A 20144-nucleotide genomic window follows, 5' to 3' on the forward strand; every position below is an offset into this window, starting at 1 on the left:
GGGGTGAGGGCGCCGGGGTTGAGGGGCGCGGCCCGGGTCAGGGAGGCGCGCCCGCGCAGCGCAGGGCCACGGTGGTGAGGCAGGTGACGAGCCGGTCCGTGTCGTGCGCCGCCGAGGTGCTCAGGGGGTGGACGAGGACCTCGCCGATGGCGCCGGTCAGCGCGGCGGCGGTGATCTCCGCGTCCTGGTCCGGCAGCAGCCCCGCGGCGGCCCCCTCGCCGATCACCGCGGCGAACAGCGCCCGGTAGCGGCGCCGGAAGACGAGACGTTCCGCGCCGACCGCCGGTTCGGCGGGCGCCGCGAGCAGCGCGTACGCCAGGCCGTGGTTCTCCAGGGCGCGGCGGGCGAACACCTCCACACCCCTGCGCAACCGCTCGGCGGGGTCGCCGTCGCCCTCCAGCACCTCGCCCAGCACGTCCACCTCGCGCTGCGCGGCGCGTCGGAAGACCTCCACGGCCAGCGCGGACTTGGACGAGAAGTGCTGGTAGACGGAGCCGGCCGCGATCCCGGCCGCGTCGGCGACAGCGGTCACGGACGCCTGAGCCCAGCCGACCTCCGCCACGACCTCGGTGGCGCGGACGACGAGATGCTCCCGGGCGGCTTCGAGCCGACGGATTTCGGCCGGGGTTTTACGGTAGGCCATGAATGAAGTGAACCATCATTCAGAGTTTCCCGCCATGCCCGGTCGGCGTCGACTGCCGGTGCGGGCCCCGGGTCGGCATCGCCGTCGGGGGTGTGCCGCACCCGACGAGACCGCCCGGGGCGGCAGCGGCCCTCGGCGCACCAGCTCGTCACCGCGCGGCCGCCGCCCTGATCAGCGGACCGCCGCGACCATGGAAGGTGACGACGCGTCGCGCAGGAGGAGTCTCGGCTCGGCGGCCGAGGTGCCGACGGGGACGGCCCAGATGTCCGAAGTGCCCTTCGCCCGGCCCGGAAGGGCGTACGCGAGGGTCGAGTCGTCGAGCCACGCCGCCTGGTCGTCGACGCTGCGGGTCTCGGCGACGGGAGTCTCCCGCATCGTCGCCACGTCCAGTACGTGCAGTCGCCACGGATTCTCGGCGCCCTCGCGGACCCTCTTCTTGAAGGCGATCCGGGTGCCGTCGGGCGAGAGGGACGGGCATTCGACGTTGCGGCGGAGTGTGCGGGCCTTCCACGTCCTGATGTCGCCCTCGACGAGATACGTCTTCCCCTTGGTGGCCACCGTCGCGTAGAAGCGGTGGTCGTCCACGAAGGTGACGCCCCAGTAGTTCACGTCCGGTGCGTGGTAACGCCGCCCCTCCAGGTAGAGCTGGAGGGTCTCCACGTTCTTGACCAGATACCCGGTCCGGGTGTCGAGGATGCCGGTCCTTGTCGAGAAGGAGGACGAGGCGTACGAGTCGCCGCTGACGAACAGCGTCCAGGCGACCATCCGGCCCGAAGGAGAGACCCGCGCCCGGTTGGGGATGCCGCCGACCACGACGGTCTTCCGGGTGTTCAGCTTCCGGTCGAGGACACGCACCTTCGTCTTCTGCGAGATCCCGGGGTGGCTCGCGATACAGACCGCCGACTGTCCGCTCGCGTAGAAGCGGTCGCACGACAGCCCGGTGTTCCTGCTCCGTGCGTCGTCGGCGCCTCCTCCCGTACCGGAGGGGCTGTACGGCGTCGAGCGCACGCTGCCCTTCCGTGCCGCGTGGTACAGGCCGGGCGCCTCGTCGAGTGTGAGGCCCGGAGCGGCGACGGACTCCGGCGACCGGCCGTCGCCGTCGGCTGCCGCGACCGTGTAACCGACGGCGACGGTCGCCAGTACGGCGGTGGCCGCCGTGAGCGCGGTGATCCGCGCGCGCAGGGAAAGAGGAGGCAGGGTCATGAGGGCTCCGGGGCGGTTGCGGTTGCGGGGCCGGCGGGCGTGGGCGCGGCCGGCAGGAGTACGCAGGCGAGGGCGAGGACGGCGCCGAGTGACGCGGCGGCCAGGACGAGGGCGTGGTCCATGCCCCACAGCGTCCAGACGGCTCCGAACCCGACGGACGCGAACAGACGGCCCAGACTCTGGCCCGTCTGCAGCAGTGCCATCCCGCCCGCGCGCCGGTCCGCCGGCACGACCGGGCCGCCGAGCGCCATGAGGACCCCGTCGGTCGCCGCGTAGAACGTGCCGTGCAGGACGAGTACCAGGATCGTGAGCGGCCATCCCCCCACCGGGGAGAACAGCGCGACGTACACCCCGAGCAGAGCGACATGCCCCAGCAGGTACGGGACGCGGCGGCCGATCCGGTCGGCGGCCCGGCCGAAGGGGACGGCGAGCAGGAGATAGACCGCCGCGCTGCCGAGCGGCAGCAGCGGGAAGAACTCCACGTCGAGGGCGAGCCGCTTCTGCAGGACCAGGTAGAGGAGTCCGTCGCCCACGCCGACGAGGCCGAGCGCCGTGGCCGCGAGGAGGATCCGGCGGAAGGCGGGGACGTGGAAGAGCCGCAGGGTCTCCCGCAGTGTGGCCGCGGCCCTGCCGGGCGGGCGCGCCGGTCGGGCCGCGCGGCCGGGGACGAACGCGAAGAGGATCAGTACCCCCAGCAGGCCGAAGCAGAAGCTGACGACGAAGACCGCGTCGTAGGCGTCGACGGTCGCCCACAGGACGGCGAAGGCGACGAGCGGTCCGAGCATCGCGCCCGTGGTGTCCATGGCCCGGTGCACCCCGAAGGCGCGGCCGAGGTCCCGCTCGTCGCAGCTCAGTGAGATCAGGGCGTCGCGCGGCGCCGTCCGCACGCCCTTGCCGACCCGGTCGGCCGCGAGGGCGGTGGAGAGGGCGGGGGTGGAACCGCCCGCGAGGAGCAGGCCGAGTTTGCAGACGGCGGACAGCGCGTAGCCGCTTCCGGCGACGAGCCTGTGCCGCTGCCAGCGGTCGGCGGCGTGCCCGCCGGCGAGTCTGACGAAGGCGGTGACCCCGTTGTAGAGGCCGTCGAGGAAGCCGAACTGGAGAGGGCTGAGCCCCAGGCCCAGGACGAGGTAGAGGGGCAGTACGGCGGTGACCATCTCGGACGAGATGTCGGTGACGAGGCTGACCGCGCCGAGCGCGACGACGGTGCCGGTGAGGCGCCTTCGGCCGGCGGGCCGTACGGCCGAGGGGGACCGGTCGGGGGCGGTTCCGTCCGGCGGACGGGTTCTGCCGACGGCAAGGTACATACAGACGCTCCTGGTACGCGGTGCCCGGAGCTCCGGCTGCACAACCGGTGCTCCGGGCGGCTTCGCAGGCCGGGCACGGCCGGCCGCCGGGGCACGGCGGCCGGACCACGACGGACGGCGCGGGGGTGGGTGACAGGCGTGGAGATCAGTGGCAGCTGTACGTCGGGCCGGTGTCCAGGACCGTTCCGTCGGTACCGACGAACTTCGAGGTGAAGGTCGTGTCGGTGAAGTCGAGCTGCATCACGCCGAACTTGTCCCAGATGCGCTTCTGGCTGTTCTTCTGCACGGTGTCACCCTGGCCGTACAGGTCCTTGCCGCCCATACCGCCGAGGATCTCGACGATGCCGTTCGGGTCTGCCCGGCCGTCCGGGCTCTGCGGGGCGAAACGCTCGTAGTGGTGGTCGTGGCCGCTGAGCACCAGTTCGGCGCCGGCTGCCTGCAGCATGGACCAGACCGGCTTGCTCACGGGGTCGTTGCCGTGGCTGCCGGAGCTGAACAGCGGGTGGTGGAAGTACGCGGCGACGCACTTCTTGCTGTTCTTGGCGAGGTCGGCCTTCAGCCAGTCGAGCTGTTCGCGCTCGTCGAACCGGTTGGAGTTGAGGGCGACGAAGTGCCAGTTGCCGTAGTCGTAGCTGTACCACATCTTGCCCTGGGGGGTGGCGCGGTCACCGAAGTACTGCCGGTAGGCGACCTCGTCCTGGTTGTCCCAGTCGTCGTACGCCTCGTGGTTGCCGGGCACGGGGTGGGTCTTGTCCTTGAACTGGCCCCAGGACTTGTCGTAGTAGTTGCGGAAGTCCTCGATGTGGGCGTCGTCGTACTGATTGTCGCCCATGGTGATGTAGAAGGCCGGGTCGATCGCCATGGCGCGTGCGGCGGTCTTGAAGTGCTGGCACCCCGGATCGGTCCGATTGCACCGGTCGGCGATGTCACCGGCACCGACCACGGTGAACGCGCCCTGCGGGGGCGGGTCGGTGGGGGTGGTGCCCCCGGCGGTGCCGTACACGTCGGCCTCCCACAGGGAGTACCCGTACGTGGTGCCGCGCGCGGTGCCGTACACGCGCAGGTAGCGGCCCTTGCCGGTCAGACCGGTCCAGGTGTCGGTCCCGCCGTTGCCCGCCGTCTCCGTGGCGAGGCGGGTCCAGTCGGTGCCGTTGGGAGAGATCTCCAGCCGGTACTGCTTCGCGTACGCGGCCTCCCATGTCAGCTCGACGCGGGAGACGGACGCCCCTTCGCCGAGGTCGATGCGGAGCCACTGCGGGTCCGATCCTTCGGCACTGGCCCAGCGGGTGGTCGCGACGCCGTCGACGGCCTTGCCGGGGGTCAGGGTGGAGGTTTCGGACGAGGAGGCGGTGGCGGGCCTGCCACGCGATATCAGCGTCTCGGACCCGGAGGGGTCCGTGGGTTCCGGGCCCGGCCGGGGGTCGGTGTCGATACGGAAGTCGTCGCCGTAGACGGCCCAGGCCAGTGGCGTGTCGAGGTCGAGATTGCCGTTCCTCAGGAACACGCGCTGGGCGGTGTCGACACGGCTGGTGTCCTCGTGCGCCGCCTCCTTCTTCATCTCCATGACCCGGGCGTCGAGGAAGGCATCGAGGTACCGGGTTTCGTCGCCGCCCTCGGCCGGTGTACGGGCGTCGCTCCGGGCCTCGGCGCGGATGCTGTCGAAGCCCGACTGTCCGTGCATGACGATGGCGTCGTAGTAGGCGAACTGGCCGAGCACCCGCAGTCCGTCGCTCTTCGCCCGGGATACGGAGGGGTCGAAGTAGACGCGGTCACGCTCGTGTTCCTGGGCCGCGCGGAACTCGGGGGTGGCCGCGGCCTGCTGCCACGCGGTCGTGAAGCCGGGGTCCAGGCCTTCGTGGGAGTCGCTCCCGTCGACCGCGCGGAGCGCCGGGAGGTACTTGGCCAGCGGATTGCCCGGCACCTTGCCCGTGTAGTACTCGACGAGTTCGAGCATGTCGTGCGTACCGGAGCAGAAGCCGACGACGCCGGCCGTGTAGCCGCGCCCGTCGCCGATGTCCTCGATGTAGTCGAACTGCTCGCGCCACTGGAGCGAGGAGTTCTCGGCCGTCGAGACGATCTGCATGGCGATTTCCTTCTTCACCGGATCGTCGAGGCCGGAGGCCACGGCCGCCTGTCCGGTGTTGAGGGCGATCACGGCGGGGATCGCGGTCAGCGCCATGGCCAGGGCGATCCGCACGCCGGTGCGACGTCGGCGGTGCACGGGCCGGGGCGGTCGTTCCGAACGGGAAACGCGCCGGGAAACGCGGTGGGGCATGCGCATGCGCACGTGGGTCTCCGATCTCTTGCGACATGCCGGACGCCGGACGCACAGAGGCGTCGTGGAGGGCGTACGGACACAGCTCAGCCGGGAGGAAGCTCTATTAGGAAAGTTTCCTTTCCATTGAGTCGCGTCCATTGGAGCGCGCCGCTCCTCTTCTTGCAAGGGTCATGACAACAACAATCGGAGAGAGGTGGTGCGTCCTGCGGGAGGTCGGGACCGAGCGACGCGCACTCGACCGCAGTCTCCCGATGGGGCGGCGCCGCGGACGTGGACGCGGGCGCGCCGAAGCTCTCCGCGTCGCACCGTCTGCCGTACGTGAGCTCGTTGAGGCCCCATGAGGTCGTGCGTACGGGGGGGTGTCGGCTTCGACGGGGTGGTGTCGGCGTCGACGGGGGCGCCGTCCGTACCGACAGGCGTCAAGGCGTGACGCTCGCCCCCACTGGCGGAGCGTGAGGATGACGAGAAGGCTGGGGCACGACCTCGGCGTACGGGCGGAGCCCCGACGGGTCCGCCCGCCGCGGCCCGACGGGGTGTTTTCCGGTCAGCGGCGGCCGGCGGCGAGGACGACGAGGAACTGGCCGCCGCCCGGCTCGATGCCGGCGGTCACCGGCAGCCCCGGGGTCAGCCGGGCGAACCGGTCCACCAGCCAGTCCGCCGCTTCTTGGGCGTCCTGCCTGGTCGGACAACGGCCCACCATCTCGCGGCCCCCCTTGCGCTCCAGCCGGGAGGCCACGGTAATCAGCGGTGCGGGATCGACCACGTACAGGCGGTCCGGCCAGGCGATGGACACCTTGACCGCGCCCTTGCGAGAGTTGCACCCGCGGTGCGCGAGCCGCTCGGCGACCTTGGCCTTCCGGTCGGCGGTCCGACTGTCGACACTGGGCCCCTGCGGGTCGTTCACCGACTTGTCGGGGTCGACCGGCTCGTCGCACACCCAGCACCGCCAGCCATCGCGCTCGGCCACATCATGGAGAAGGCTCATCCGAGCAAAGTAGCTCCTCCGGCCGTGGCCCTGTGCACCAGGGCCACGGTGGGGTCGGCCCGGTTTCCGGCGGCGGACCGGCGACCGCACCGTTTCCGAACTGCACCCTTGCACCCTTGTTCCCTCGCGGGCGACGCGTGATTTCACCGGCGCCCCCACCTACCGATAGCCGGCGAGGCCGTCCGCCAGCTCCTCCTCGTCACCGTCGCGCTGTGCGTAGAGGGCCTGTTGGAGGGCGAAGGTGCCGCGGATCGCGGCGATCCGTCTCACCGTCGAACTGTCGCCCCAGCCGCCGAGCGCCAGCACCTGGGCCAGCAGCTTCTCCCCGTAGGCGGCCCCGACGGCCGCCAGGTCCTCGGCGGGGTCACCCAAAGTGACCTGGTCCCAGTCGATGACACCGTTCAGGCGCGGCATACCGCCCGAGATCACCCACAGGACGTTCTCACCGCCGAGGTCGCCGTGGACCACAGCGGAAGTGAGCGGAGGAAGGTCCTCTAGTGCGGCGAGTTCGCGCGCGGCACGCTCCCGGCCGCCGTCGGACATCAACGGGAACAGCTCGGCGCGCACTCCCGCCGCGAACTCCTGCCACTGGCGCGCGGGGGTCGCCGGAAGCGCGGCGTGCACCCTCTCGTCCTTGCCCGCCACGCTGAGCCCGGAGAGGAGTTCGGTGAGCTGCTCGGCCGCCGCCTCGGCGGCCTCGGGGCGTTCGAGTGTGTCGTCCTCCAAGGGCGCCCCGAAAATCCGGCTCAGCACCAGGTAGGGCGGTTCCCCCGTGCCAGGCCCGCCGCCCTGGGCGAGCGGGCGCGGGGTCCGGAAGCCGAGGCCGAGCCCGGCGAGGGTGCTCAGTACGGCTGCCCGCGCCGGCAACCGTGCCGCGGCTGCCTCGGTGCGGGCGAAACACACCACGCGCTCCGAGCCGACGACCACGTGGTGGAACTGACCCCGGCGGGCGAAGAGCTCCTCCTCCTTGTCGTCGGGCAGCAGACGGCTCACCAGGTCGCGCTGCGCGTCCATCACTTCCACGGGGGTGAGATCTCCATTTTCTCAGGCTTTCACGGACTGCCGAACGCGAGGCTGCGTGTCCGAGGCGCGATCCCTCGGCCGTGAGGAACTCGGCGCCCCCGGGCGAGCTGCCGGCCTGGAGACAGGACACAACGCCCTCAACTCCGCACATCACGAACGATGCTGATTAATCATTAGCAGATTTCCGCCCCGTGTCCGCAGCTCAAGCGCTACTCTCCGAGTTAATGCGCGGCGACGGGTTGCGCGCTGGCATGCGGATGGGGAGAGCAACGATGCCCAAGGGACACAAGTGCCCGGTGTGCGGTACGAACACGGTGCACATGACGAGCACCAACAAGATGCAGTGCTCGAAGTGCAAGTCGCGTTATGACAAGAGCGTCTTCGGCCTCTGAGTCGGAACGTCACGGGCGGGGCTCGCTACTGGGGCGAGCCCCTGGCCTCCCAGGCTTTCACTTGGATCTGCCCGGATCATGGGCGCGAACCCGAACGTGACTTCGGGATGACGCCGGCTGACGGCGGTGGGGCCATCGCGGATCCGGCCGTGCCGCGCGACCACAGCGAGGCGTTCGGCCACATCGCCCCGACACCGACGGCCCGGCGGCCGGTGGCCAGTGGCTGCCGTCGGCGAACGCGTACCTGACCGGTCACCTTCTGCTCGGACGATGCGCGGTCACCGAACCGGCCCTCCGTGCGCTCCGGGCCCCTGGCCGGGCAGGCCCGGCGCCCCGCACTTGACCAGAGCGGCACCCTCCGCGAGTCCGTCGAGGCCGCCGTACCGGCCGGGATGACCGCCTTGCCGGAGCTCCGCCTCCGGGTGGATCAACGCCCTCGCTCCGGCGGCATCAGCCCGCAGCCACATTCCATCGCCCGGCCGCACTGCCCCGATCCGCCGGCGGGCCGGCTTCTTCCCGGCCAGTCAGGTCCGAATGGCAGTGGAGAACCCGGCCACCGCGCCGGGTCGCCGTCGCTTCCTCGTTCCGGACATGCAGGAGCCGTGAGGCCGAGAACTTGTCAATTGGTATCCCGTGAGTTACCAATAAGGGGTGGACCCGTTCGTCGCACTGGCTGACCCGATACGCCGTGATCTGCTGCGCGCACTCGCCTCCGGCCCCGCCCGGGTGGTCGACCTCGCGGCGCGCTATCCCATCAGCCGGCCCGCTGTGAGCAAGCATCTGCGACTGCTCACCGAGGCCGGGCTGGCCACCGTCGAGGACCGAGGTCGCGAGCGCCACTACGCGCTCGCCCGCCCCGGCCTCGCCCCGGTCCGCGCGCTGCTCGACGAGCTCGCCGGGCAGCGCCCCCCGGTCCCCGAAAGCGCCTTCGACGCCCTCGACCTGGAGGTCCGCAGAACCGTCCATGAACGCCGGGCCGGCACCGACGCCGCTCCCGGCACCGGCAGACCTCAGGAGGAATCCGCATGACCAGCACCCCCACCGGGCGTCGCGTGAGCATCGACGGCCTGGACAGCATCGCCTTCGACCGTACGTTCCGGGCCGGCGTCGAGGACGTCTGGGCGGCGGTCACCGAGCCGGACCGTCTGGCCCGTTGGATCGGCGAATGGACCGGCGACCCGTCGACCGGTTCGGTCGACTTCCGGATGCTCTACGAGGGCGACGAGCACCAGACCGAACGCCTGACCATTCAGGAGTGCCGGGCCCCGCACCGTCTGGTCCTCACGTCGCAGGTGCCCGGCCAGGAACTCATCTGGCACATGACGCTCACGCTCGTCGAGCACGAGGGCACCACCACGCTCACCTTCAGTCAGTCCGTCGGCGACGACCCGGCGATGGCGGGCGGCGTCGGCCCCGGCTGGGACTACTACCTCGACCGGCTCGTCGTCGCCGAGGCCGGCCGTGACCCGGCATCCGTCGACTTCGGCGACTACCACCCGGTCCACGCACAGCACTACCTCGACATGTTCAGCTGAGCCCGACGGGGGCGCCGAGTGCGAGGGTTCGGTTCCTGTCGGTCCGCCTGCGGGCCGAGCATCTCGCGCCTCGCACCGGTGGAGGTCGGGATCGCGGATCCCCGTGTACCGATCTTGCCCCTGCTGTCCGGCGGATCCTGGATCGCGGCCACGGGCGAGCCGTCGGAGGAGCTGGGCCCGGGGGCGCCCGTAGGGACGGGCGCCCCCGGGATGGTTCAGCGGTGATCACCCGAGAACGGTCGGGCGGTGGTGGAGCGGGGCGTCAGAGCGTGCGGGCCGCTGAGGCGATGTCGGCCGCGAAGGTCGAGACCTCGGTGTAGACGCCCGGGTAGCCGGGCCGGGCGCAGCCGTAGCCCCAGCTGACGATGCCGACCTGGAGCCACTCACCGGCGTTGTCCTTGCGGAACATCGGGCCGCCGGAGTCGCCCTGGCAGGTGTCGACGCCACCGGTGTCGGGGTATCCGGCGCAGATCTCCTCGTCGGCCACCAGGTCATTGCCGTAGGCGGAGCGGCAGGTCGCGTCGGAGACGAACGGGACGTTGGCCTTGAGCAGGTAGCGCTGCTGGCTGCCGCCCTCGCGGTTGGCGCCCCAGCCGGCGACCGTGAACGTGCCCTGGTTGTAGGCGGTGGTGGTGGCGATCTTCAGCGTGGGCTGGTTGATGGGCTGGGCGAGCTTGACGAGCGCCCAGTCCTTGCCGGTGCCGTTGTAGCCGGGGGCCTGGAGGACCTTGGTGGAGCGGACCTTGATCGCGTTGGACGACCGGAGGTCGACGACGCCGCCGGTGGCGGTGATCGAGGTGTTGTTGCCCGACCCGCTCACGCAATGGGCGGCGGTGAGGACGATGTCCTGGGTGTAGAGCGCACCGCCGCATCCCATGGAGAGCCGGACCATGAAGGGGAACTCGCCTTGGGCGGCGCGGACTCCGCCGACTACGGGGTTGGGGGCGGCCGAGGCGGTGACGGGCTGGAGGCCGACGACCGCGATGGCGACGGTGGCGACGATGACGGAACATCTTTTCAGCGCACGCAGGAATTGCTTCACGGGCTGCCTACTTTCGTGGGGGCCGCTGGGGGGCCTGACGGGGTGCGGCGACACTATGGTCATGCACCCGTCAAGATGCTCCGATTGTCGGGAGCGAGTGGCCGCTGCCACAAGACGTACATTTCGGCCAATCCCATACGCGGCCGTCTCGCCCGTCCGACGCGCCCGCCCGGCCTCCGTGCCCGACGCTCACATCCGGCTCCGGCTCCGGCTCCGGCGCGGCTCCGGATCCCTGCTCCGGCTCCGGATCGCCCACGCGCTTGCCGCGGATGTCCGCCGCCCCTGGGGGAATCCGCCGGCCCCGACCGGCTCGCCCGGGCCCCGCGTGAGGGCCGGCTATCGCGATTCCGGCAAAGGGCACTGCAGAGGCGAGGCGGTGTGTCGGCTGCCCTGGTGGAAGGGGTTCGAGGAAAAGCCGGCCCCAGGCTTTCCCGTGATGCTGCGAACGCTCCGGCCACGCCAGGCAACTGCGCGGATCTCACCAACGCCCGCCAGTCAGGGCTGAACGCAGCGCGTCATGCTGTCCTTGGCGGCCGAGACCGTCTCGAAGGAACAGATGGCCCGCACGTATGGGAACTGATGCTCGACATAGGCTCGGTGATCGACCAGGTGAACGCACTGACGCGCCGTAGGCACTCCCCACCCCCTACGGAGACGTAAGCCACCCGCGCCGAGTGCCACCGACCGTGTGCCGGCGGTGCGCGGGGAGGAAACACTCGGGCGCCGAACCCTTCCGGACGCGAATCCGCCGCTCTCCGCGCGCGGAGAGCACGGGGCCCGCGACGGCGGGGCCGGAACGGGCCAACCCGACAGACGGTCGCACGGCCGGGACGGCGCGACCGCGGGAATCGCTTCAGGGCTTTCTGGCGACTGCCCCGTACATGGCGATGTCGCGGCCGTCGATGTCTTCCTGTTCCGGGCCGGGGCGCCAGGAGTGCACTTGGGTGACTCCCGGGTCCTGGAGCTCCAGGCCGTCGAAGAGCGAGGTGGCGGTGGCCAGTTCACGCAGGACGAAGGGCATGCCCTGCTGGCGGTACTCCTGGGCGACCTGGTTGACCTCCTCGGGTGCGAAGTCCGCGGTGCCGATGGTCATCGCCAGGTAGCTGCCGGAGGGCAGCGGGTCCAACAGGCGTCGTACAAGGTCCCGGTCGTCCGGGGGCAGGATGAAGTGCATGATGCCGATCACCATGAGGCCGACGGGCTGGCTCAGGTCGATCAGCTCCCGGAACTCGGGGCTGTCCAGGATGGCGTCGGGGTCGTGCATGTTCGCGTCCACGTAGGCGGTGGCGCCCTCGGGTGAACTCTGCAGGAGGGTGCGGGCGTGAGCGAGGACGATGGGGTCGTTGTCGACGTAGACCACGTGCGATTCAGGAGTCACCTCCTGCACGATTTCGTGCAGGTTCGGCGACGTCGGCAGACCGGTTCCGACGTCGAGGAACTGGCGTACGCCCCGTTCCTCTGCCAGGAAGTGCGCGGCACGGTGCATGAACCGGCGGTTCTCCAGCATGTGCACGGGCAGGGCGGGCCAGTGCCGGGCCATGGCGTCGCCCGCTTCCACATCCGCGGGGTAGTGGTCCTTGCCACCCAGGATGTAGTCGTACACCCGGGCGGAGTGGGCCCGTGAGGTCGCCAGGCCGCTCTGACGGTCGTTCGGCGTGTTCATGCGGGGCCTTTCGTCCGGGGACGGGCGTTCTCGACGGTATAGAGGCACTGTTCCGGGCGCAAACGATGAGGTTGTCGATGCGGGCGGGGTCATGAGTCCGGCCGGGCTTGCAGGGCGATGATGGCGATGTCGTCCCGGCGGTGGTGGAGAGGCGGGAGAAGGCCGCGGATCAGCGAGCGCAACGGCGGGCGCCGGCGGGCCAGCGCGTCGGTGCGTGTGCGCAGCAGTCGGAGGTTGTCGCCGATGTCCGTGTCCGGCGTCTCCACCAGCCCGTCGGTGTAGAACACGAGGATGTCGCCCGTGTGCAGGTCCGCGTGGAGGGTGGCGCGGGTGAGGTCGTCGGTGACGCACAGGGGCGGGTCCGGGGCCGTGACGTCGCCCAGATACCGCGATGGCGCGTCCGCCGGGATCAGCAGCGGCGGCGGATGCCCGGCGTTGGACAGAGCGACGTGCCAGCTGCCGTGCGTCCGCCGGCGCAGGACCGCGTGCACCGCCGTGACCATCAACGGGCTGTCGAGCGCCTGTACGAGGCGGTCGAGACGGCTCAGAGTGTCCCCGGGACTGCCGGCCGGGCCGCTGTCGTACGCGAGCCCCCTCAACATGCTGTTGACCCGTGCCATGGCCATGGCGGCATCTAGGTCGTGCCCCGCGATATCACCGATGGACAGGGCGAGGGCGTCGGGGGAGAGCCGCACGGCGTCGTACCAGTCCCCGCCGACCTCCGCCGCCGAGTCCGCCGGATGGTAGAGGGCGGTGATCGTGAGACCGTCGATGGTCGGCGGGGCCGCCAGGAACGACTGCTGCAGTGCGAGCGCCCTGCCACGGATGCTCTGCAGTTCCATCGTCCGGCGCAGCGGCCCGCTCATCTGCTGGAAGACGTCCCTCAGCAGTGAGAGGTCGGCCTCGTCCGGGGGCGGGTTGCCCCGGCAGGTCGCGATCGTCGCCAGTGCGACGGTCCGGCCGTCCACCACCACGGGCACCAATGCCACGCCGGTCGCCCCGGCCTCCCGCAGCCACCGCAGGGAAACGTCCGAGAGCCCGTCCCCGGGGGGCCCGTCAGGAGGGAAGACCAGCAGCCGGGCCTCCTGGCTTTCGATGGCCCGCTGGGCGACCGGACCGAGCACGAAGTCAGGGTCCAGTGGGGGCAGGGAAGGCAGTCCGGGGGCAAGCCCCACACGCTCCGGCGATGCCGCGGTCGGTGCGTCTGAGGGCCGCCCATCGAACTCGTCGCCGTCCACCAGGCGAAAGATGGCCACCGCGTCAGCGAGCTCGGGCACAACGGCCGCCGCCGTCGTCAAGAAGGCCTCCGAGAGATCGCGGGCCGCGGGCACCGCCGCCATACGCGCCAGCAGCTTCTCCCGCATACGGCCGCGCCAGTGCTCCTCCGCGTCGCTGGCCGTCCCGACATACTCGACTTCACCGCTCTCGTCGACCACGGGCGCAGCGATGATCTTGACGTGGCGGAAGCGGTCGACGGCACCGTCGACCCGCACTCTGACGATCGTGTCGAGAGGGGACCGCTGCTGTGTGGCCCTCCGCCACGCCCGCCGGAACCAGTCGCGGTCCTTGGGGTGCACGGCGTCCATCCACGAGGCGTCGTCCCCGGGAGTCCACAGCTTCTCGGAGATCCCATTCCCGGACAACACGGTGACGACACCGTCGGGTGACATCACCCATACCGACTGCGGCACGGCCCCCATGAGCGCCTGGTACCGCCGGAGGAGATGCTCCTCGTTCACGGCCGTCCCCTCCGACGCCGGGCAGACGAGCCCGAGGACCAGGCCGACGGCATGGCACCGCCTACGGCCGTCTCCGTTCGCCTCCGCCCGCCCCGCTCTCCGGGCGGCACCAGTGGATCATCACCACTCATGCTCCGATGATCTCGCGCATCCCGGATATCAGCACACCCAGCGGCTCCGCTCGACCACCGAGCCTCCAGCGGCCGACGGCGCCGCGGTGCGTACCGTCGGCCGCAGAGTGCGCTCGCGGGGGCAGGCCCGGGCACCCGGAAGCGAGGACCCGCCCCTGAGCGCGACCGGGGGCCTCAGAACGCCACCGCCGTGCGGGTTCCGGGGACACCGCCCGCCTACGGGCACACCCATTCTCTGTGCCGGACCGACTGTCACCGTCAGGACGCCGGTGCCGGACGGGGGGCGGTCCGGGGAGACGACGAGCCGGCCGAAGAGCACCCGAGGTGCGCGCCGCCCGGGTCCGGGACCGAGTGGAAGCGCGGACGCCCCGGTCCCGCCGAGGTGAATACGTCATGGGCGGCGCTCCGCTCTGCTCGCCGGGATCGCTGTCCGCCGCCAGGGCCACCCAGGAAGCCACCGTCTCGCCCTCCCGTCCATGGGCTTTCGTGCCCTCCTACGTCGTCGCCGTCGGCCTCCGCGACAGGCTCGGTGCGCGGAGTCGTCGCCGCGGGGGCCGTGGCAGGACGGCTCAGGCGGTGTCGACGACCAGGCGGAGGTAGCGATCCCAGTCCCAGTGGACGCCCGGATCGGTGTGGTCGCTGCCGGGCACCTCGTGATGGCCGACGATGTGCTCCCGGTCCTTGGGGATGCCATGACGCTCGCAGATGTCCGCGGTGAGCCTGGCGGACCGCAGGTACATCACGTCCGTGAAGAACTCCGGGCGGTCCACCCATCCTTCGTGCTCGATGCCGACGCTCCGGGTGTTCCAGCTCCAGTTGCCCGCGTGCCAGGCGATGTCCTTCTCGCGTACGCACTGGGCGACATGGCCGTCACCGGAACGCACCACGTAGTGGGCCGACACCTGCTTGGAGGGATTACGGAAGATGCCCGCGGTCGGCGTGAACAACTGTTGGGCGACATGGATGACGACGCGGTCGATCCGGCGCTCCGAAGGGCGGGCGGGGACGGTGTAGTTGGCGGGGGCGGCCGGAGCCCACAGTGCCGTCGCGTAGTCGGTGGGGCCTGTCGGCGCCGACACCACGGCCCGCGCGGAGGCGGGCAGGACGGCGGCTGCCGCCATCGTCGCGGCGGCGCACTGAATGATCCTTCTGCGATGCAACGGCACTCCTGAGGCCGGGCCCGGGGGGCCGAGGCACGGACGGGGACGGGGCGGGAACGGGGCAGGACGGGAACGGGGCGGGAACGGGGCGGGAACGGGGCACGGGCGGGAACGGGGCACGGACGGGGACGGGGGCGTACGGAGCCGATCCGGAGCCGGCCCACCGGCTCGTGGATCATTCCCGCCGATGCGGATGACGAGCCCGCCGGACATCCGGTTCCCCGCAGTCGCTGTTCGGACACGCCACGGCTCCAGCGCGGGCGGGAGACGCGCCTGTGGCTGCCGTGCCTCCGGCGCTGCCGTGCCTCCGGCTCCCGTGTCTCCGGCGCTCCCGCGCCCGGGACACCGGGTTCGCCGCGAGCGAAGAGTTTCGCGCCGGGCGACGGACTCGCCAGGCCCCAGGCCCCCGGCGCCCTGCCCGTTGCCCCCAGCCGCCGCCCCGCCGCCCCGCCGACCCTTCCCCGACCTGCCCCGGGAACAGGACGGTTCACACAGCCCCGTCCACCTCCCCGCCGTCGGCTCCCGCCAGCGCTCCCGCCGGGTCGTCGTCCGCCGGTCCGGCAGGCACCCAACGACCGCGCTCCTTGCGGTAGGGCCACCACCGCCCGGACCGGTCCCACCGGAGCTGGAGGTCGGCGCCCGCGACGGTCCAGCGGGCCCGCCCGCTCGCCCGCAGCGCCGGCCGCTCGCCCGCCTCCCACGCGTCGTCGAGCCGGACGCGGGCCCGCCCCAGGTCCTCCGGGCCCGGCGTCCACTCCTCGTCCAGCACCGCGAGTGCCGCGACCCCTCCGTACCGCCAGGCGCGGACCGCCGCCTCCAGGTCCGCGGCCGGCCGACCGGATCCCGTGGCCAGCCGGGCCCTGACCCGCTGCTCCGGCCGGGTGTCCGCGGCCAGCCGCACCGCGTCCTGCCGCGGAGTCAGCTCGGCCGGGAGCGGCTGTCCTTCGTGCCCCGGGGCCAACGCCTCCAGCAGCATCCGGTGGGCCCGTACCGCGCTGTCGGCCGCCAGCACCTGCAGTGCCGCCGGGTCGATCCCCGGTGCGGGCCCGGTCTCCGTGTCCAGCGAAGGCCCCAGCCCCGGTTCCTCGGGGACCGGCGGGGGAGCGGGGAGCGGCGGCAGGATCCCGGCCGCCGCGAACGCCTCGCCGGCCGGTACTCCGCGAACCTCCGGCTCCCCGTCGTCGGCGCCATCCCGCGCCCCGCCGTCCGCCCGGACCGCGCGGGCGGCGCTGCGCACCTGGAGCTCGTCCAGCAGCCGCCGCTCATCGCGCCCCCGCATCAGCAGCAGCACGAACGGGTCCTCGTCCAGCAGCCGCGCCACCTGGTAGCAGAGAGCTCCCGAATGCGGACAGTGGTCCCAGGCCCCACAGGTGCACTCCGGCTCCAGGTCCCCGATGCCGGGCAGCAGTTCGACCCCGGCGTCCGCCGCGTCCTCCACCAGATGCGGCGGCATCTCCCGGTCCAGCAGCGCCGCGATGTGTCCGGCCCGGTCCACGGCCATGTCCAGGAACCGGTCCCAGGCGCCCGCGCCGAGCTGCTGGAGCAGGACGTCGCTGCGGTAGGCCGTGCCGTCCCGGTCCCGCACGACGGCCGTGATCCGCCCCGGCCGTACGGAGACCGCCCCGACCCTGCCCTCCCGGGCCAGCCGCCGGCCCTGCTTGAGTTGCTGACCGTCCAGCGCGGTGTCCTCCAGGGCCTTGAGCCAGGCAAGTCCCCACCAGGACGTGGCGAAACCCCGGCCCTGCGCGGGGGGAAGCGCGGCGAACACCCGCTCCGCTCCGCGTCGGCCGTCCCGCGACCTCCCGCCGCCCCCGTCGGAGGCGTCCGCGTCGTCCGTCCCGTACTCCGCTCCGTACGCGTGGTCGTCCTCGTAGTCATCGCTCATCGCGCGCCCCCTCGCAGCTCGACCAGGTCGGCCAGTTCCGCATCGGTCAGTTCGGTCAGCGCGGCCTCGCCCGAGCCGAGCACCGCGTCCGCGAGTCCCTGCTTGCGGGCGAGCATCGCGGCGATCCGGTCCTCGATCGTGCCCTCGGCGATCAGCCGGTGCACCTGCACCGGCTGCGTCTGTCCGATCCGGTACGCGCGGTCCGTGGCCTGCGCCTCGACCGCCGGATTCCACCAGCGGTCGAAGTGCACGACATGACCGGCCCGGGTGAGGTTGAGCCCGGTGCCCGCCGCCTTGAGCGACAGCAGGAACACCGGCGCCTCGCCCGCCTGGAAGCGGGCCACCATCTCCTCGCGCCGTGCCACCGGCGTACCGCCGTGCAGGAACTGCGTGTTCACCCCGCGCGCGGCCAGGTGCTGCTCCAGCAGCCGGGCCATCCGCACGTACTGCGTGAAGACCAGCACCGAACCCCGCTCGGCCAGGATGGTGTCCAGGAGTTCGTCCAGCAGCTCGACCTTCCCCGAACGGTCCGTGATCCGCGGATGCTCCTCCTTGAGGTACTGCGCCGGATGGTTGCAGATCTGCTTGAGCGCCGTGAGCAGCTTCATCACGAGCCCCCGCCGCTCGAATCCGTCGGCGGCGGAGATCTCCGCCAGGGTCTCGCGGACCACCGCCTCGTACAGGCCGGTCTGTTCCGGCGTCAGCGACACGGCCCGGTCGGTCTCGGTCTTCGGCGGCAGCTCCGGGGCGATCCCCGGGTCGGATTTCCGCCGACGCAGCAGGAACGGCCGCACCAGCGCCGCGAGCCGGTCGGCGGCGCCCGGATCGTTGCCGCCCTCGACCGCTGCCGCGTACCGCGTACGGAAGGTGCCGAGCCGGCCGAGCAGACCGGGCGTCGTCCAGTCCAGGATGGCCCACAGTTCGGAGAGGTTGTTCTCCACGGGCGTGCCGGTGAGCGCGACGCGGGCACGGGCCCCGAGGGTACGCAACTGCTTGGCCGTCGCCGAGTGCGGGTTCTTCACGTGCTGCGCCTCGTCGATCACGACCATGCCCCAGGACACGGCGGCGAGCCGTGGCGCGTCGAGGCGCATCGTGCCGTACGTCGTCAGCACGAACTCGCCGTCCGCCAGGCCGGCCAGGGAACGCGACGCGCCGTGGAAGCGGCGGACAGGGGTACCCGGTGCGAACCGCTCGATCTCCCGCTGCCAGTTGCCCATCAACGACGTCGGGCACACCACCAGCGTCGGGCCGGCGGCGTCCCGGTCGCTCTGCCGGTGCAGATGCAGGGCGATGAGCGTGATCGTCTTGCCGAGGCCCATGTCGTCGGCGAGGCAGGCGCCGAGGCCGAGTGAGGTCATCGTGTGCAGCCAGTTCAGACCGCGCAGCTGGTAGTCGCGCAAGGTGGCGGTGAGCGCCGCGGGCTGTCCGATCGACTGCTGGGCGGCGGACTCAGGGTCTGCCAGCCGGTCCCGCAACTGCTGGAGCCAGCCGGTCGCCGCCACCTCGACGCGACGGCCGTCCACCTCCGTCGAACCGGTCAGCACCGCGCCGAGAGCGTCGATCGGGGTGACCTTCCGGTCCTGGGTCTCCCGGGCCCGGCGCGCCTCCACGGGGTCGATGAGCACCCACTGGTCGCGCAGCCGCACGATGGGCCTGGTGGACTCGGCGAGCCGGTCCAACTCCTCACGGGTCAGCTTCCGGTCGCCGAGTGCGAACCGCCAGTCGAACGAGAGCAGCGCGTCGGCGGAGAGGAACGAGGGCATGTCAGCAGTGGTGCGTCCGCGCGTCCCGGCCCGCTGCCCGTCGCCCTCCTGGACCAGGAAGTCCCGGTCCGCGGAGTCCAGGTCCGTGGCGCCCCGGTCGTCCGGGCCGATCACGGCGCGCGCGGTGAGCTTTCTGGCCAGTTCCCTGGGCCAGTGCACCGGAACACCGGCGGCCGCCAGGGACCGCGAGGCGGCCCCCAGCAGCTCGGCGATCTCCTCGTCGGCCGGCTCCACCGAGTCCGGCACCGCGGCGGAGAGCAGCGGCGCCAGCGGCGGCCAGGCGCGGGCGGCCCGCCGCAGGGTCAGCAGGGCGTCCATCCGGGCCCGGGGCCCGAACGCGGCGGCGGTCCGCGAGTCGCCCGCCCATACCTCGGCCGCGTCGGCCACCAGGGAGGGATCGCTGACACTGTGGATCTGCAGGACGGCGCGGAACGACGGCGTGGCCAGGTCCGGACCGGACCCCTGCCCCATCGCTTCCGGGCCGGCCCCGGTGCCGGCCACCGTGCCGACCCGCGGCGAGGTCACGCCCGTGACCTCGATACGCAACGAGAGCCGTACGCCCGCGTCGTGACCGGCCGCCACATCGGCCGCCCAGGCGCGCCCCTCGGGCAGGTGCTGCGGCGGCTGGGCGGCGAACGCCGGCCCGGCGGCCGCGAACGCGGCGGCCGGTGTACGGGGCATCGCGTCGGCCACGGCGTCGAGGAACGCACGCAGCAGGCGCTCCGGTTCGGGCAGCAACGTTTCGCCCGTGGCGCCGTCCGTCGCGTACCGCTTCCCGGCTCCCGCCGCCCGACCCGCACCGTCCGCCCGACCCGCACCGCCCGTGCCGCCCGTGCCGCCCGACCCGCCGGGCCCCTCCGGCGGTTCGTCGCCCTCGCCCTGAACGGGGGTCGCGTGGGCGGTCGGTGGCATCGACGCCGCCAGTTCCCGGATCCGTTTGAGGTCGTCGGCGCTCAGCGGCCCGATCCGCCAGGCGTCGTGGTCGGTGCCGCTCAGCCCCGGCAGCAGGAGGCCGCGGGCGACGAACTGGAGAGCGAGAAGCGCGGCGGCGCCCCAGAAGGCGGTGGCGGGTGAGACACCCGCGACGGCGCGTGCCCGGGTCAGGACCGGCAGGGCGTCCCGCACGGGGAGGTACCGCACCGTGACCGTACGGGGTCGCAGGTCGGTTCCGACGACGGTCAGGTCCGACGAAGCCCGGGGAGTGTCGGCATCGGAAGGGGTGCTACCGTCCGGATCCCAGAACGCGATCCTGCCGGTACGGGCTGGATCCGCGGGGACGAAGACCGCTGAGTAGCGGGACAGTTCGGCGATCTCGGAGGGCGTTGCCGCAGGGTGCCTGTGCACAGCGATGTCAGATTCCTCAAATTTGACTAGTGGGCGGAGTCGCCGAGGGTACCC

At 72.0% G+C, this 20144-nt stretch carries 14 protein-coding genes and 1 pseudogene; 2 read left to right on the plus strand and 13 right to left on the minus strand.

Annotated features, from left to right (window positions below; translation table 11 throughout):
• Positions 1-37: 37 nt before the first annotated feature.
• The 7 genes and pseudogenes from PSQ21_RS34720 to vph form a co-directional block, all read right to left on the minus strand.
• Positions 38-643: a TetR/AcrR family transcriptional regulator gene (locus PSQ21_RS34720; RefSeq protein ID WP_274035409.1), complete on the minus strand. Its 606-nt coding sequence runs from the start codon at positions 641-643 to the stop codon at positions 38-40.
• 171 nt (positions 644-814) lie between these two features.
• Positions 815-1846 (minus strand): TolB family protein, encoded by a 1032-nt coding sequence (locus tag PSQ21_RS34725; RefSeq protein WP_274035411.1) that lies wholly within the window; start codon positions 1844-1846, stop codon positions 815-817.
• Entirely contained in the window at positions 1843-3150 is a 1308-nt protein-coding gene (locus tag PSQ21_RS34730; RefSeq protein ID WP_274035412.1) for an MFS transporter, read from the minus strand. Before PSQ21_RS34730 ends, PSQ21_RS34725 begins: the two co-directional genes overlap by 4 nt.
• Positions 3151-3295: 145 nt before the next feature.
• Entirely contained in the window at positions 3296-4582 is a 1287-nt protein-coding gene (locus tag PSQ21_RS34735) for a discoidin domain-containing protein (protein WP_274036092.1), read from the minus strand.
• Positions 4580-5431, minus strand: a pseudogene (locus tag PSQ21_RS34740) (chitosanase); the annotation flags it as partial. The pseudogene PSQ21_RS34740 and the gene PSQ21_RS34735, both read right to left, overlap by 3 nt.
• A 541-nt stretch (positions 5432-5972) precedes the next feature.
• Positions 5973-6413 (minus strand): hypothetical protein, encoded by a 441-nt coding sequence (locus tag PSQ21_RS34745; protein WP_274035413.1) that lies wholly within the window; start codon positions 6411-6413, stop codon positions 5973-5975.
• Between the two features lie 159 nt (positions 6414-6572).
• On the minus strand, positions 6573-7427 hold the full coding sequence (gene vph, locus PSQ21_RS34750) for a viomycin phosphotransferase (RefSeq protein ID WP_397989532.1): 855 nt from the start codon (positions 7425-7427) through the stop codon (positions 6573-6575).
• Between the two features lie 1052 nt (positions 7428-8479).
• Here vph and PSQ21_RS34755 point away from each other — a divergent pair.
• Positions 8480-8857 carry an ArsR/SmtB family transcription factor gene (locus tag PSQ21_RS34755; RefSeq protein ID WP_274035415.1) on the plus strand — a complete coding sequence of 126 codons (378 nt, stop codon included), beginning with the start codon at positions 8480-8482 and terminating at the stop codon, positions 8855-8857.
• Entirely contained in the window at positions 8854-9363 is a 510-nt protein-coding gene (locus PSQ21_RS34760) for an SRPBCC family protein (RefSeq protein WP_274035416.1), read from the plus strand. The genes PSQ21_RS34755 and PSQ21_RS34760 overlap by 4 nt, the downstream gene beginning before the upstream one ends.
• A gap of 262 nt (positions 9364-9625) precedes the next feature.
• Here the strand turns inward: PSQ21_RS34760 and PSQ21_RS34765 are convergent, their stop codons facing one another.
• From PSQ21_RS34765 to PSQ21_RS34790, 6 genes are all read right to left on the minus strand, one after another.
• Positions 9626-10405, minus strand: coding sequence for a S1 family peptidase (locus PSQ21_RS34765; protein WP_274035418.1), 780 nt, complete (start codon positions 10403-10405; stop codon positions 9626-9628).
• 853 nt (positions 10406-11258) lie between these two features.
• A complete protein-coding gene (locus PSQ21_RS34770) occupies positions 11259-12068 on the minus strand; it encodes an SAM-dependent methyltransferase (RefSeq protein ID WP_274035419.1) in 810 nt (269 codons plus the stop codon).
• 89 nt (positions 12069-12157) lie between these two features.
• Positions 12158-13807 (minus strand): SpoIIE family protein phosphatase, encoded by a 1650-nt coding sequence (locus PSQ21_RS34775; RefSeq protein WP_274035421.1) that lies wholly within the window; start codon positions 13805-13807, stop codon positions 12158-12160.
• A gap of 700 nt (positions 13808-14507) precedes the next feature.
• The gene (locus PSQ21_RS34780; protein ID WP_274035423.1) at positions 14508-15098 is read right to left on the minus strand and encodes an N-acetylmuramoyl-L-alanine amidase; all 591 of its coding nucleotides are present in this window, start codon (positions 15096-15098) and stop codon (positions 14508-14510) included.
• Between the two features lie 487 nt (positions 15099-15585).
• Positions 15586-16983: an SWIM zinc finger family protein gene (locus PSQ21_RS34785; RefSeq protein WP_274035424.1), complete on the minus strand. Its 1398-nt coding sequence runs from the start codon at positions 16981-16983 to the stop codon at positions 15586-15588.
• Positions 16980-20090 carry a DEAD/DEAH box helicase gene (locus tag PSQ21_RS34790; protein ID WP_274035426.1) on the minus strand — a complete coding sequence of 1037 codons (3111 nt, stop codon included), beginning with the start codon at positions 20088-20090 and terminating at the stop codon, positions 16980-16982. The genes PSQ21_RS34785 and PSQ21_RS34790 overlap by 4 nt, the downstream gene beginning before the upstream one ends.
• Between the last annotated feature and the right edge of the window lie 54 nt (positions 20091-20144).

It is taken from the genome of Streptomyces sp. MMBL 11-1 (genome assembly GCF_028622875.1).
Lineage (GTDB): Bacteria > Actinomycetota > Actinomycetes > Streptomycetales > Streptomycetaceae > Streptomyces.